Origin of the sequence: Achromobacter sp. NPDC058515, assembly GCF_042721735.1 — a bacterium.
GTDB lineage: Bacteria > Pseudomonadota > Gammaproteobacteria > Burkholderiales > Burkholderiaceae_B > Achromobacter.
In genome coordinates this window covers 95,405-108,798 of the sequence record NZ_JBHXNI010000005.1, presented here as the reverse complement: position 1 = coordinate 108,798, position 13,394 = coordinate 95,405, and the positions used below count along the sequence as shown (strand labels likewise).

The following is a 13,394-nucleotide window of genomic DNA, read 5'->3' as shown; positions in this document are numbered from 1 at the left end:
GTTCGGCGTTTCATCGGTATCAGACCCTGGTCAGGCGGCATCATGTGCCGCAAGACATTGCGTAAGCCCCCCAAGGCCGCCCGCGCGGCCGGCCGGGGGCGGCCGGCGGGCGCCGCAAGATCCGCCTCCCCCCGCCACGCCGGGCGTCTTAAGAACCACCACCCAGCCGCAAAAACCCAAAAAAACTAAGCCAATTCCCGAAGCAGCAATTCCCAGAACTTCAACCGCTGCTCCAACGTAGAAACAAGAATGTACTCATTCAACGTATGCGCCCCGTCTCCATCAGCGCCCAAACCATCCAACGTAGGAATCCCCATCGCCGACGTGAAGTTCGCATCGCTGCCACCCCCCGTCATCGGCGCATCTTCCAGCAGGAACCCCGCGCGATCCGCATATCCTTGAACCAGCGCCAGCAGCGCCGCCGCCGCTTCCGTCTTCACCATCGGCGGACGGTTCAGTTCCACATCGATGTCGAGCTCCACATCCGGACCCACCGCGCACAGCTCGCGCATCCGGCGCAGCACGTCCTGCGCTGCCCCCATGTCGGGAACCCGGAAGTCCACCACGCAGCGGCACAGGGCCGGCACGGTGTTGGTCACGGTGCCCCCGGCGATGGTGCCGACGCTGACGGTGATGCCGCGGTCGTAGTCGGTCATGGCTTCCAGCGCCAGCACCTGGTGGGCCATTTCGCGGATCGCGCTGCGGCCCTTCTCGTGTTGCATGCCGGCGTGGGCCGGGCGGCCCTTGACGTTCAGGTTCAGCATGCCCGTGCCCTTGCGCGCCGTGACGCACTTGCCGCCGTTGGGGCGGGCCGGTTCGCAGACCAGCGCGTACTTGGCGTTGGCGGCAAAGCGCTCGATGTGCGCGCGCGAGGCGTGGCTGCCGGTTTCCTCGTCGGGAACCACCAGGAAGTCCACGGGCAGCTGCGTCGCGCCGGGGCGCGCCACGCCGGCCAGGGCCGTCAGCGCCAGGTAGATGCCCGCCTTCATGTCGTAGCTGCCGGGACCGTAGAGACGGTCGCCGTCGATGCGCACGGGGTTCTCAAGCAGCGTGCCGACCGGGTGCACGGTGTCCATGTGCGCCAGGATCAGGATGCCGGGGCGCGTGTCGCCGGGGGCGCGGTTGGTCGCGTACAGCAGCGGGCCGGTGGCCGGGCCCAGCGACGACAGTTCCACCGTCAGGCCGGCGGCGGCGGCGTAGTCGGCGATGATGCGCGCCATCGCGGCGATGCCATCGGGGAAGTTCGAGGGCGATTCGCATTGCAGCCAGCCTTGGATGCCGGCGACGATCTGTTCGGCGCTCTGAGTAGTGGACATGGCGGTATCTGAATTCAGCAACGGAAAAAGAGGGGGTCAGGCGACCTGCTGGCCGGCCAGGCGGGCGAGTTCGGCGTCGTCGGGCATCTTGCCGTCGAACCACAGGCTGGCGCAGACGGCGGACATGGCGCGGCCGTCGTGGCCGATGCCCGGCACGACCTGCAGCGTCCAGCCGAACGGCACGCCGCGGCGCTCGGCTTCCTTGCGGCCGGCCCCGTAGTAGTTTTGCGCGCGCGCAAAGCGGTGCGGGCCCTGGCGCATGGCGGCGGGTTCGGCCGGCAGGTTGGGGTCGTCGGTGGCGATGTCCTGGTCGCCCGCCAGGATGGTCATGGGGTAGGCCAGCAGCTTCACCAAGTGCTCTTCCGTCAGCCCCACGCCGTCCATGCCTTCGGGGAAGGGATAGTCGAACGTCGGCAGCGTGTACCAGCCGGGGTTGCCGGCCGTCACGGCCTTGAACGGCGCGTGCGACTGGCTGCTCATCAGGCGGTGGACGAACTGGCCGCCCGCGCTGTGGCCGAACAGGTAGAAGTTCTGGCCGTCGGTGATCTCCCCGTCGATCATGTCCTTGATGACGTTGCCCACCAGCGCGTAGGTCCAGCCGTCGATGTGGCGCGGATTGCCGCCGGCCGAGAACACGCGGCCGTTGTTGTAGCTTTCCACGCCGGGCCAGATCTCGTTGGAGAAGGTCAGCGCCACGATCAGCAGCTTGTGCTTGTCGGCGGCCTCGACCCAGAAGTCGCGGTATTCGTCGCCGTTGCGCAGCACGCCGTGCTGCACGATGACCACGGGGCGGTCCGGCGTGTAGCCGTAGGGGCGGTAGGTCTGCAGCTTGAACGGACGGTCGGAATTGCGGTCCTCGTCCACATACAGGATGGCGTTGCGGCCGGCATGGCCCATCTCGATGGCGATGCGGTCTACGTTGGACATCTCAGAGGGTTTCATCAGGCGCTCGCTTCATTCAGGTGGCAGGCGGACCAGTGGCCCGCCGAGATTTCTTTCAGGGCCGGCGCCTGCTCGCGGCAGCGCGGCATGGCGTGGGGGCAACGGGGGTTGAACGTGCAGCCCGGGGGCGGATTCAGCGGCGACGGGATCTCGCCCTTGATCGGCGTGAACTTGCGGCCGCGGCGGGCCACGTCCGGCACTTCGGCCATCAAGGCCTGAGTGTAGGGGTGATTGGCCCGCGCGAAGATTTCGGCCGATGTGGAGATCTCCACGATCTTGCCCAGGTACATGATCGCGACGCGGTCGGAGATGTGCTTGACCACGCCCAGGTCATGGCTGATGAACAGATAGGTGAAGCCGTGCTGCTCGCGCAGGTCCATGAACAGGTTGATCACCTGCGCCTGGATGGACACGTCCAGCGCGGCCACGGGCTCGTCGCAGACCAGGAATTTCGGCGCCACCATCAGCGCGCGGGCGATGCCGATGCGCTGGCGCTGGCCGCCCGAGATCTGGTGCGGGAAGCGGTCGCGGTACTCGGCGTCCAGGCCCACTTCCTTCAGCGCCTGGTCGATGCGCGCGGGAATCTGGTCGGGGGGCGCCAGCTTGTGGACCTTCAGCGATTCGCCCAGGATCTGGCGCAGGCGCTGGCGGGGATTCAGCGAGGCCTGCGGGTCCTGGAAAATCATCTGCACGCCCAGCGTGTAGGCCAGCTTTTCGGCGCCGCGCAGGCGGTTGGCGTCCTGGCCCTGGTATCGCAGTTCGCCTTCGCTCTGGCGGTGCAGGCCGGCCACGACGCGCCCCAGCGTGGACTTGCCGCAGCCGGATTCGCCCACCAGGCCCACCACTTCGCCGCGCTTGATCGACAGGTCCACGCCATTGACCGCATACACGGTGCGGCGGTCGATGGGACGGCCGGTCAGGGCCAGGATGCGCTGGGCAAGGTCGGGCCGCTGCTCGAAGCGCTTGTGGACGTTCTTGAGCTCGATGACGGGGGTATCGACTTGACTCATCGCTGCTGTGCCTCGCGGGCTATCGGCACGTAGCAGCGGAAGCTGCGCGGACCTTCGGTGGTGACGGAGGGGGCTTGCTCGGTGCAGCGCGTGACCGCGCTGGGGCAGCGCGGACGGAACGCACAGCCCGAGGGGCGGCCGGCCAGGCTGGGCGCCATGCCGTTGATCTGGTGCAGGCGCGCGCCGGGTTGCGTGGCGCCGGGCATCGAATCCAAGAGGCCCTTGGTATAGGGGTGGCGCGGCGAGTCCAGCACCTGCTCGACCGGACCGCTTTCGACGATGCGGCCGGCATACATCACGGCCACGCGGTCGGCCAGCTCGGACACCACGCCCAGGTCGTGGGTGATCCAGATCAGCGCGGTGTTGTGCTCTCGGCAGATCTCCTGCATGCGGTAGAGGATCTGGCCCTGGATGGTGACGTCCAGCGCGGTGGTGGGCTCGTCGCAGATGATGAGGTCGGGTTTGTTCAGCATCGCGATGGCGATCGCCACGCGCTGGCGCATGCCGCCGGAGAACTCGTGCGGATAGCTCTTCAAGCGCGTTTCGGGCGACGGGATGCCCACCATGGCCAGCGCCTCGCGGCAGCGCTCCTCGGCCTCGGCGCGCGACACGTTTTCATGGGTGAGGATCGCTTCCATCATCTGCTCGCCGATGCGCAGCACCGGGTTGAGCGTCATCAGCGGGTCCTGGAAGATCATGGCGATGCGGTTGCCGCGCAGCTGGCGCATCTGCTCCTCGGACAGCTTGCGCAGGTCGGCGCCCTTGAATTTCACTTCGCCGTCCACGACCTCTCCGGGCGGGTCGATCAGGCCCAATAGCGAGAAGCCGGTCACGGATTTGCCGGAGCCCGATTCGCCGACCAGGCCGACGATCTCGCCGCGGCGCACGGTGAGGTCGACGCCGTCGACCGCCAGCCAGGCGCCGGCCTCCGTATGGAATGCGGTGCGCAGGCCGCGCACATCAAGAAGAACTTCGCTCATTTCATTTGTCCATTGCGCAAAGCGCCACCCGCAACGCATGTAACGGCTGTCGCTTGATCGGGGTGCCGCGGAGCCGGCTTTGCCGGTCCGCCGGCACGCCCCCTGGAGGGGGGCCCGCCTAAGGGGGAAGCGCGCAGCGCTTCGGGGGTGGGCCTCATCTCTTGGGGTCCAGGCTTTCGCGCAGGCGGTCGCCCACGATATTGATGGAAAGAATCAGCACCAGCAGCGCAATGCCCGGGAACAGGCTGATCCAGTAGTCGCCCGACAGCAGGTATTGGAAGCCGTTGGAGATCAGGAGGCCCAGCGAGGGCTCGGTGATGGGCACGCCCACCCCCAGGAAGGACAGCGTCGCTTCCAGGGCGATCGCGGTGGCGATCTGGATGGTGGCGAACACCATGACGGGGCCCAGGCAGTTGGGCAGCAGGTGAAAGAGCATGATGCGCCAGGCCGGAAAGCCCAGGTTGGCGGCCGCTTCCACGTATTCCTTGCGGCGTTCCTGCAGGGCGCGGCTGCGCATGATGCGCGCGTAATGGCCCCACTGCACCAGCACCAGGGCCAGGATCACCTTGTCGACCCCGCGTCCCAGCACCACCAGCAGCACCAGCGCCACCAGGATGGTCGGGAATCCCAGGATGAAGTCGACGATGCGCATCAGCACGGTGTCGACCAGGCCGCCCACATAGGCGGCCACCAGGCCGATCGCGCCGCCGATGGCGGTGGCCAGCACGACGGCGGACAGGCCCACCATCAGGCTGATGCGTAGGCCATACAGGATGGCGCTGAGCATGTCGCGGCCCTGGTCGTCGGTGCCCAGCCAGGCGATGCTGCCGTCCATCAGCGCCTGGCGCGGCGCCAGGCGGCCGTCCATGAGCGACAGGTTGGCCAGGTCGTACGGGTTCTGCGGCGCGAAATACGGCGCGAAGACCACCAGGATCACCAGGACGGCCAGCGCGATGACGGAACCGCGCACCGTGGGGCGCGCGCGCAGTTTCTTCAGGATGGCGGCGCGCTTGGGCGTCTCGGCCAGAGGCTGGACGGTGCGGGTGCGGCCGGGATTGGGAGAGTTAGCCATGGCGGATTATTGAGCGGGGGCCACGAGCTGCACGCGCGGGTCGAGCGCGGCGTACAGGATGTCCACAACCAGGTTGATGACCACGAAGATCAGGGTGACCAGCATCACGTAGGCGACCACGACGGGGCGGTCGAGCTGGTAGACGCTGTCGATGAGCAGCTTGCCCATGCCGGGCCACGCGAATACGGTCTCGGTGATGGTGGAGTAGGCGATGAGGCTGCCGAATTCCATGCCGATCACGGTGACGACGGGGATCAGGATGTTGCGCAGGATGTGGCGGCGCACGATGCGCCCGGGCTTGACGCCCTTGGCGCGCGCGAACTTCACGTAGTCCTGGCTGCGGGCCTCGACCACGCCGGAGGCGGTCAGGCGCAGCACCAGGGCGATGTTGGCCAGCGCCAGGTTGACCGCGGGCATGATCAGGTGGGACCAGCCGTCGGCGGTCAGGATGGACAGGCGCACGCCCAGCACGGTGACCGTGTCGCCGCGGCCCGTGGCGGGCAGCCAGCCCAGCCACACGGCGAACAGCAGGATCAGCATCATGCCTTGCCAGAAGTTCGGCAGCGAGAAGCCCAGCACGGACGAGGCCATGATGCCGCGGCCCAGGTACTCGTCGCGGTACAGGCCCGCGACCAGGCCCAGCGGAATCCCGATCGCACAGGTCAGCAGGATGGCCACGATGACCAGCTCGAACGTGGCGGGGATGCGCTGCACGATCAGTTCGATCGCGGGGATGCCGTGCACGAAGGATGTGCCCAGGTCGCCGTGCAGCGCGCGCCACAGGAACCCGGTGTACTGCTGCCACACGGGCAGGTCCAGGCCCAGGCGGGCGATCATCGCCTCGCGCGCGGCCTGGCTGGCTTCGGGGCTGACCAGCAGCTCGATCGGGTCGCCCACGGCATACACCGCGAAGAAGACCACGACCGAAACGGCCAGCAGCACGAACAGACTCTGTATCAGTCTGCGTAGGATGAACAAGGCCACGTGATGATTTCCTTGGTGGGCTCGGGGTTTGCGGGCGCCGCGCGCTTACTTGGCGGGCTTGGCCGACATGGCCAGGGTGTAGGTTGCGTTCTTGCCTAGACGATGGGCTGCGCCAGCCGGACGACGGTCACGCCAGGCCGCAGATTCGCGGTGGACGGCATGATCAGCACGCAGTTGTCATAGGGCGTGACGACGGGCTCGCCTTCGGACCAGCCGATCACGGTGCCGGCCGCGGCCAGCGTTTCCAGGCCCTTCCAGGGCTCGGCGAACCGGAAGTCGGCGCTCTTGGCGGCGACGGCGTGCGTCACGCGCAATGCGCGCTGGACCTGGGCGCCGGGGGCGAACCAGCCGGAGGGAATGTCGCCGCGGTCGACCGTGCCCGCCTCGACCAGGAAGCGCGCCATCTGGTCCACCGCCACGCCGCGCGCCTCGGGCGCGCCATGGAAGCCGCATTCGATCAGCAGGGAACGGGTGCCGTTGTCGCCGCTTTCGCCGAAGCGGCCGTAGTCGCGCATGCGCACCCCGGCGGCGTGGCCGGCATCGGCGATGATGGTGGCGGGGTTGCCCAGCGCCAGCGCCAGGTCGATATTGCGCTGCTCCATGCCTGTGAGCTGCAGCGGCACGTCGGAATTGCTCATCGAATGGAAGTCCAGCAGCCAATCGGCCTGTTCCACCCAGGGGCGGATCTCGGCGGCGCGGCGGCGTTCCTGGCTGATGGGCACGGCCAGCTTGTCGTCGCTCCAGACGCGGTTCATGTCTTCGTCGACGAAGCGCGCGGGGGCGTAGTTGCGGGAGTCGAAGCGGTCGAACGCGGCCAGGTTGCAGAACGCCAGCGTCAGCGAACCGCGCCGCGGGCGCAGGCCCGCCGCCAGGGCTTCCTTCAGCGCCCAGGCGCCGCACAGCTCATTGCCGTGGACCAGGGCGCTCAGCATCACGCGCTTGCCGGGCGCGCCGGAGTCGAAGTGCCAGACGCCGGGCGTATCGGAATTGCCCAGGCGTTCGGCCGACAGATCCGGACAGGCAAGAAGAAAAGGACGTGGGCTGGGCGTGGGCAAAGACGTGGGCATGGAAATTCCGATGAAGCGAGAGGATTGTATAGGGGATGGAAAAACGGCTGCGCGAGGCAGCCGTTTTTTTCATTCAGGCAAATCCGTTCACTTCGCGTCGGGCTTGACCGAGGTGGCCAGCGTGTACTGGTCGCGGCGGCCTTCGTAGGTGATGCCCTTGCGGAAGGCCCAGATGCTGCTTTCGAAGTGCAGCGGGATCAGCGGCACGTTGTCCAGCGCGATCTGGGTGGATTCCTGCAGCAGTTTTTCGCGCTTGGGCGCGTCGACCGTCACGATGGCCTGCTTGTAGACCTTGTCGAAGTCCGCGTTGGAGAAGCCGCCGTAATTGCTGGTGCCCAGGCTGACGGGGGAATCCAGGGAGGCCACCCACAGCTGGAACAGCGCCGAGGCCTCGCCCGTTTCCGCCGGCCAGCCGCCCATCGAGAAGCTGAATTCGCGCTTGGCGCGCTTGGGGAAGTAGATCGAGGCCGTCATGGCGTCCACATTGGTCTTGATGCCGACGCGGGCTAGGTATTGGGCCACGGCCTGGGCGATCTGCCCGTCGTTGACATAGCGGTCGTTGGTGGACGATAGCGTCAGTTCAAAGCCGTTCGGGTAGCCGGCTTCCGCCAGCAGCTTCTTCGCGCCTTCCGGGTCGTACTTGATTTCCGGGGCCTTGGGCAGCGCGCCGAACATGCCGTCGGGCATGTACTGGAAGGCCGGGGTGGCCATGCCGTCCATGATGCGGGCGGTGATGGTCTTGCGGTCGATGGCCATGGAGATGGCCTTGCGCACGCGCAGGTCCTGCAGCGGATTCTTGCCGTCGGCGCCCTTGACGAAGGGGCTCGGGTTGCGGCCCACGTCCGGCTGGAAGAACACCAGGCGGGTGGACGGGGTGGCCACGAAACCGAACTTCGGGTTGTCCTTCAGGCGGGGCAGGTCGCGCGCGGCGGGGTTTTCGATCATGTCGAAGTCGCCCGACAGCAGGCCGGTCAGGCGCGGGCCGGCCGAGGGCACCGGCACGAACTTCACTTCCTTCCAGTGCGGCTTGGGGCCCCAGTAGTTCTCGTTGCGGACCAGCTCGATGCCGGTGCCCTTGACGTAGGACTTCAGCGTGTAGGGGCCGGTGCCGATGGCGTCCTTGCCATTGTTGAAATCCGCCACGGTGGGCCAGGCGCCTGTCACGCCGCAACCCTTCTTGGGGTCGAAATTGAGCTTGCCGTGTTCGACGATGCCGTTCCAGACGATCGGCAGCGAGCGCGCGAGTTCGGCCGGCATCAGCGGGAAGGGCTCGCCGGTCTTGATGATCACGGTGTGCGCATCGGGCGTCTGCACGTCGGTGATGCGCTTGGTCATGTCCATGTAGGACTGCGACACGTTGGTTTCGTTGTTCAGCGTGCGGCAGATCGTGAACAGCACGTCTTCGGACGTGAACGGCTTGCCGTTGGAGAACTTGACGTCGTCGCGCAGCTTGAATTCCCAGGTCAGGTCGTCCAGGTTCTTCCACGACGTGGCCAGCTGGGGCACCAGCTTCATATCGGCGCTGCGGCCCACCAGCGAGCTGTAGACGTGCGCGGAAAACGCGTCGTTCTGCGTCATCTTGTGATAGTGGGGGTCCGCCGAGGTGGGTTCGGCCGACAGGCCTACCTTCAGCGTCTGGGCTTGGGCGGCTGCCAGGGGGATGGCCGCGGCCACAAGGGCCAGGGTGGTGCGCAACTTCATGGTGACAACTCCGGATGGGAAACGAACCGGATCGTGCTTGCGGATGGACCACCTGCGCCGGCCGGGCGGAGTGCGCGGGCCGGGGGCTTATCGGTGTTTGGCGCCAGGCACGACGGCAAGGGGCCGATTATCGGTAGGGGCTTCGCGCGCTGTCAATGCACAACGGCGAATGCGGCGCTAGGGAAAACGCCGAGAAGGGGGAGGCAAAGGGGGCGTCGCGGGGGCCCCCGAAGGGGCCGGCGCGGCGCGATGGTGCCGGTGAGGGCGGGCGCCGGTCCGTCGCAGCGGGCGCTCGGGGAGGGCCGAGCGGGCGCTGCAACGGCAGCGCGCCGGGCTCAATCGCGGGAGATCGGTCGCGATTCAGTCCAGCGCGGCTGGTCTTACCACTGCGATCCGGAGAAGCGCGAGCTGGCGGCACGTGCCTTGTTCATCGAATCATTCACTTCGTCGATGAAGGCAAACACGGCGGCAACGGCTGCGACTACGGATTGGCCAGCCTTCTTCAGGTTGGTCAGCGGGTGGGAATTCGGCTGATTCTCGAGGGCGCCGCGGAGCAGGTCGCGCTCCAGCGCGTCGGTCAGGCGGGCAGTGTGGTTCAAGGTCAGTTCGCTCATGGTTTTCTCCAGTCCGTTTCGTCTTGGGGTAAACCATTATAGGGATAACCCTAAAACAAAAGCAATGCCTGTTTTAGGGAAAACCCTAGTATGTTGTAAAAATGTTTATTTCTCAGGTATTTAGCCCCCGTTGCGCAGGATGCGGGCGGCATCCGCGAGTTCTCCGGCCGTCAGGCCGATCGGGCCGATGCCCCGCGCAACCAGCGCGTCGGCGGCGGCGCCGTGCAGCCAGACGGCCCCCGGCACGGCCTGTTCCAGCGGCAGCTTCTGGGCGATCAGCGAGGCCAGCATGCCCGCCAGCACGTCGCCGGTTCCGGCCGTGGCCAGTCCGGGGTTGCCGCTGGTATTGACCTGCAAGCCGCCGTCGGGGGCGCAGACCACCGTGCCTGCGCCCTTGAGGACGACCCAGGCCTTGTAGCGCTGCGCCAACTGCCAGGCGGCGCCCGGCCGGTCGCCCTGCACCTGCGCCGTGCTGACGCCCAGCAGGCGGCCGGCCTCGGCCGGATGCGGGGTCAGCACCACGGGGCCGGCGCCCCAGTTGGGGCGGATGTCGCCCCTGGCCAGCAGGTTGAGGCCGTCGGCGTCCAGCACCAGGGGCGCTTCGCGCCGCAGCACGAACAATTCAGACAGCGCGTTGGCCGCGAGCGCACTGGTGCCGATGCCGCAGCCGGCGGCCCAGGCGGTGACGCCGGGGTCGTCGCCCAGCAGCGAGCGGAAGTCGCGCAGCATCAGTTCGGGCTGGATGGGGTCGCAGGCCAGGGGGCAGGCCTCCTGGGCAAAGCCCACCAGCACCTTGCCGGCGCCGGTTTTGAGGGCCGCCCGGGCCGCGAGCAGGGCGGCGCCCGTCATGCCGGGGCCGCCGCCCACCACGCCGACGGTGCCGAAACTGCCCTTGTGCGTGTCCGGCTGGCGCGGGGCGAACAGGGCGGGCAACGTGGCCCGGTCAATGGCGGCGTCGGCGTGCGGGGCGGGGGTGTTCATTGGCTGAGGCTCCTCGGGGAATCGGCATGGCGCGGGCGGGTGCATCCACTATAGTGCGCAAAAATGCGCGGGCCTTTGGCCGATCCCAACGTATAAGACAACGCGGAGTAGACAATGACTGACATCACGCTGGAACACTATTCAGCCTATGAATCCCTGAAGCTGCGCCGGCATCCCGGCGGCGTGCTCGAACTGATCATGGGGACCAAGGGCGGCCAGCCCGGCAAGCTGTCCACGGCGGACGACCGCATGCACCGCGAACTGGCCGACATCTGGCGCGACATCGATACCGACCCGGATACCCGGGTGGTGGTGATACGCGGCGAGGGCAAGGGCTTCTCGGGCGGCGGCGACCTGGAGCTGGTGCAGCAGATGGCCGACGACTTCGACGTGCGCACGCGGGTCTGGCGCGAGGCCCGCGACCTGGTCTACAACATCATCAATTGCAGCAAGCCCATCGTGTCCGCCATGCATGGCGCGGCGGTGGGCGCGGGGCTGGTGGCCGGCCTGCTGGCCGACATCTCGATCGCGGCGCGCGACGCGCGGATCATCGACGGCCATACCCGCCTGGGCGTCACGGCGGGCGACCACGCCGCGATCGTCTGGCCGCTCTTGTGCGGCATGGCCAAGGCCAAGTACTACCTGATGCTGTGCGAAACCGTCTCCGGCGAGGAAGCCGAGCGCATCGGCCTGGTGTCCCTGTGCGTGGACGAGGCCGAGCTGATCGCCAAGGCGTTCGAGGTGGCCAACAAGCTGGCGGCGGGCTCGCAGACGGCCATCCGCTGGACCAAGTATTCGCTGAACAACTGGCTGCGCATGGCGGGGCCGACTTTCGATACGTCGCTGGCCCTGGAATTCATGGGCTTTGGCGGCCCGGACGTTCGCGAAGGGATCCAGTCCCTGCGCGAACGCCGGGCGCCGAATTTCCGGCCCGACTCGCCGTTCTGAGGCGTTGCGCTATTTCTTGAAGAACTTCGCGAACGCCGCCTGCGCTTCTTCGGTCTGCAGGCGGGCGCGGAACTGCTGGCATTCGTAGTCCAGCGTTTCCTGGATGGCTTGGCGATCCGCGCGCTTCATCATGGCCTTGGCCAGGCGCAGCGCCGCGGGGGGCTGGCGCGCCAGGTCGGCGGCGGTGGCCTGGGCGGCCGCAAGCGCCTGGCCCTTGGGCGTGACCGAGGTAGCCAGCCCGGCCGCATGCGCGTCCTGGGCGGAAAACGCCTTGCCCTGCAGCAGCCACTCGGCCGCGCGGCGCCCGAACAGGCGCGGCATCAGCAGGCTGGACGCGCCTTCCGGGCACAGGCCGAGCGCCACGAACGGCATGCGCAAGGTGGCGCCTTCGCCGATATGGACGAAATCGCAATGCTGGAGCAGGGTCACGCCGATGCCGATGGCGTAGCCCTCGACCGCCGCGATGACCGGCGCCTCCGCTGTCGACAGTGCCCGCAGGAAGGACATTCCTGCGCTGTCGCCCGCGCCGCGTTCGGCCTGGAAGTCGCGCAAGTCGTTGCCGGCCGTGAAATGCTCGCCCGCTCCGGCCAGGATGACGGCGGACACCGCCTGGTCGGCGCTGGCCAGCGAAATCTGCTCGGCCAGCGCGGCGTAGGTGGCCGTGTCCAGCGCATTGCGGCATTCCTGGCGGTCGATGACCAGCGTCAGCACGGCGCCATCGCGCGCGACCCTCAGGCCCGCGCTCATGCGTAGGACCTGCCGGCCAGTTGGGCCTTCGCTTCGGCGTATTCGCGGCGCAGTGTGTCGACGATCTTGCTGGCCGGCTCCACGCTGGCGATGCCGCCCACGCCCTGGCCCGCGCCCCAGATGTCTTTCCAGGGCTTGACGCGGGATGAGCCGAAATTGGACGCGCCGCTGTCCGGCTGCGGGAGGTTGGCCGGATCCAGCCCCGCGGCGGCAATGCTGGCCTTCAGGTAGTTGCCCGGGATGCCGGTGAAGAACGGCGTGTACAGGATGTCCGAGGCGCTGGCATCGACGATGGCGGACTTGTAGCCCTCGCTGGCGTTGGCTTCCTCGCTGGCGATGAAGCGCGTGCCCATGTAGGCGAAGTCCGCGCCCATGGCCAGCGCCGCAAGCACGTGGGCGCCCGAGGTGATGGCGCCCGACAGGATCAGCGGGCCGTCGTAGAAGCGGCGCACTTCGGAGATCAGCGCAAAGGGGCTGAGCGTGCCGGCATGGCCGCCCGCGCCGGCGCACACCAGGATCAGTCCGTCCACGCCGGCTTCCAGCGCCTTTTCCGCGTGGCGGATGGTGGTCACGTCGTGGAACACCTTGCCGCCCCAGTCGTGCACGCCTTTGACCAGGTCGCCGGGGGCGCGCAGGCTGGTGATGATCAGCGGCACGCGGTGGCTGGCGCACACCGCCAGGTCCTGCTCCAGGCGGTCGTTGGATTGGTGGATGATCTGGTTGACGGCAAACGGCGCGACGGTGGCGCCGGGGTTGGCCTCGCGGTGGGAGGCCAGGCCGGCCTGGATTTCGTCCAGCCAGTCGGTCAGCAGGCTTTGCGGGCGCGCGTTGAGGGCGGGGAACGATCCCACGATGCCGCTCGTGCACTGGGCGATCACCAGCTTCGGGTTGGAAACGATGAACATGGGGGCGCTGATGACCGGCAAGGACATCTGGCCATATAAATCAGTCACGAGAGAGTGGGGCATGGCGTCTTCGCGTTGGATTTAGGGTATATAATTACCTACCGACCGTCCGGTAATTAATTAATCT

13 protein-coding genes are annotated in these 13,394 nt (G+C 67.5%); 1 reads left to right on the top strand and 12 read right to left on the bottom strand.

Features of this window, described 5'->3' with window-relative positions; all coding sequences use genetic code 11:
• Window positions 1-185: 185 nt before the first annotated feature.
• From ACFWP0_RS11265 to ACFWP0_RS11220, 10 genes are all read right to left on the bottom strand, one after another.
• Window positions 186-1,316, bottom strand: coding sequence for a M20 family metallopeptidase (locus tag ACFWP0_RS11265; RefSeq protein WP_377842035.1), 1,131 nt, complete (start codon window positions 1,314-1,316; stop codon window positions 186-188).
• Window positions 1,317-1,352: 36 nt separating this feature from the next.
• On the bottom strand, window positions 1,353-2,258 hold the full coding sequence (locus ACFWP0_RS11260; RefSeq protein ID WP_377842033.1) for an alpha/beta hydrolase: 906 nt from the start codon (window positions 2,256-2,258) through the stop codon (window positions 1,353-1,355).
• Window positions 2,258-3,268, bottom strand: coding sequence for an ABC transporter ATP-binding protein (locus ACFWP0_RS11255; protein WP_377842031.1), 1,011 nt, complete (start codon window positions 3,266-3,268; stop codon window positions 2,258-2,260). Before ACFWP0_RS11255 ends, ACFWP0_RS11260 begins: the two co-directional genes overlap by 1 nt.
• Complete coding sequence (locus tag ACFWP0_RS11250; RefSeq protein WP_377842029.1) at window positions 3,265-4,248, bottom strand: ABC transporter ATP-binding protein; 984 nt, start codon at window positions 4,246-4,248, stop codon at window positions 3,265-3,267. The genes ACFWP0_RS11255 and ACFWP0_RS11250 overlap by 4 nt, the downstream gene beginning before the upstream one ends.
• A 154-nt stretch (window positions 4,249-4,402) precedes the next feature.
• Window positions 4,403-5,320, bottom strand: a complete 918-nt coding sequence (locus ACFWP0_RS11245) for an ABC transporter permease (protein ID WP_377842027.1) — start codon at window positions 5,318-5,320, stop codon at window positions 4,403-4,405.
• 6 nt (window positions 5,321-5,326) lie between these two features.
• Window positions 5,327-6,304, bottom strand: a complete 978-nt coding sequence (locus ACFWP0_RS11240) for an ABC transporter permease (protein ID WP_377842025.1) — start codon at window positions 6,302-6,304, stop codon at window positions 5,327-5,329.
• Between the two features lie 95 nt (window positions 6,305-6,399).
• Complete coding sequence (locus ACFWP0_RS11235; RefSeq protein WP_377842023.1) at window positions 6,400-7,371, bottom strand: succinylglutamate desuccinylase/aspartoacylase family protein; 972 nt, start codon at window positions 7,369-7,371, stop codon at window positions 6,400-6,402.
• An 87-nt stretch (window positions 7,372-7,458) separates the two neighbouring features.
• Window positions 7,459-9,072, bottom strand: a complete 1,614-nt coding sequence (locus ACFWP0_RS11230) for an ABC transporter substrate-binding protein (RefSeq protein ID WP_377842021.1) — start codon at window positions 9,070-9,072, stop codon at window positions 7,459-7,461.
• A 380-nt stretch (window positions 9,073-9,452) separates the two neighbouring features.
• The gene (locus ACFWP0_RS11225) at window positions 9,453-9,686 is read right to left on the bottom strand and encodes a hypothetical protein (RefSeq protein WP_377842020.1); all 234 of its coding nucleotides are present in this window, start codon (window positions 9,684-9,686) and stop codon (window positions 9,453-9,455) included.
• 120 nt (window positions 9,687-9,806) lie between these two features.
• Window positions 9,807-10,667: an NAD(P)H-hydrate dehydratase gene (locus ACFWP0_RS11220; protein ID WP_377842018.1), complete on the bottom strand. Its 861-nt coding sequence runs from the start codon at window positions 10,665-10,667 to the stop codon at window positions 9,807-9,809.
• A 114-nt stretch (window positions 10,668-10,781) separates the two neighbouring features.
• On the opposite strand from ACFWP0_RS11220, the gene ACFWP0_RS11215 reads away from it, so the two are divergent.
• Window positions 10,782-11,615 (top strand): enoyl-CoA hydratase/isomerase family protein, encoded by an 834-nt coding sequence (locus ACFWP0_RS11215; RefSeq protein WP_377842016.1) that lies wholly within the window; start codon window positions 10,782-10,784, stop codon window positions 11,613-11,615.
• Between the two features lie 9 nt (window positions 11,616-11,624).
• Here the strand turns inward: ACFWP0_RS11215 and ACFWP0_RS11210 are convergent, their stop codons facing one another.
• Both ACFWP0_RS11210 and ACFWP0_RS11205 read right to left on the bottom strand, forming a co-directional pair.
• On the bottom strand, window positions 11,625-12,362 hold the full coding sequence (locus ACFWP0_RS11210) for an enoyl-CoA hydratase-related protein (protein ID WP_377842014.1): 738 nt from the start codon (window positions 12,360-12,362) through the stop codon (window positions 11,625-11,627).
• Window positions 12,359-13,330, bottom strand: coding sequence for an NAD(P)H-dependent flavin oxidoreductase (locus ACFWP0_RS11205; RefSeq protein ID WP_377842012.1), 972 nt, complete (start codon window positions 13,328-13,330; stop codon window positions 12,359-12,361). The genes ACFWP0_RS11210 and ACFWP0_RS11205 overlap by 4 nt, the downstream gene beginning before the upstream one ends.
• Window positions 13,331-13,394: the final 64 nt, after the last annotated feature.

Coding starts and splice junctions, on each gene's coding strand:
- ACFWP0_RS11265 (WP_377842035.1), bottom strand. CDS start 1,316: ATGTCCACTACTCAGAGCGCCGAACAGATCGTCGCCGGCATCCAAGGC.
- ACFWP0_RS11260 (WP_377842033.1), bottom strand. CDS start 2,258: ATGAAACCCTCTGAGATGTCCAACGTAGACCGCATCGCCATCGAGATG.
- ACFWP0_RS11255 (WP_377842031.1), bottom strand. CDS start 3,268: ATGAGTCAAGTCGATACCCCCGTCATCGAGCTCAAGAACGTCCACAAG.
- ACFWP0_RS11250 (WP_377842029.1), bottom strand. CDS start 4,248: ATGAGCGAAGTTCTTCTTGATGTGCGCGGCCTGCGCACCGCATTCCAT.
- ACFWP0_RS11245 (WP_377842027.1), bottom strand. CDS start 5,320: ATGGCTAACTCTCCCAATCCCGGCCGCACCCGCACCGTCCAGCCTCTG.
- ACFWP0_RS11235 (WP_377842023.1), bottom strand. CDS start 7,371: ATGCCCACGTCTTTGCCCACGCCCAGCCCACGTCCTTTTCTTCTTGCC.
- ACFWP0_RS11230 (WP_377842021.1), bottom strand. CDS start 9,072: ATGAAGTTGCGCACCACCCTGGCCCTTGTGGCCGCGGCCATCCCCCTG.
- ACFWP0_RS11225 (WP_377842020.1), bottom strand. CDS start 9,686: ATGAGCGAACTGACCTTGAACCACACTGCCCGCCTGACCGACGCGCTG.
- ACFWP0_RS11220 (WP_377842018.1), bottom strand. CDS start 10,667: ATGAACACCCCCGCCCCGCACGCCGACGCCGCCATTGACCGGGCCACG.
- ACFWP0_RS11215 (WP_377842016.1), top strand. CDS start 10,782: ATGACTGACATCACGCTGGAACACTATTCAGCCTATGAATCCCTGAAG.
- ACFWP0_RS11210 (WP_377842014.1), bottom strand. CDS start 12,362: ATGAGCGCGGGCCTGAGGGTCGCGCGCGATGGCGCCGTGCTGACGCTG.
- ACFWP0_RS11205 (WP_377842012.1), bottom strand. CDS start 13,330: ATGCCCCACTCTCTCGTGACTGATTTATATGGCCAGATGTCCTTGCCG.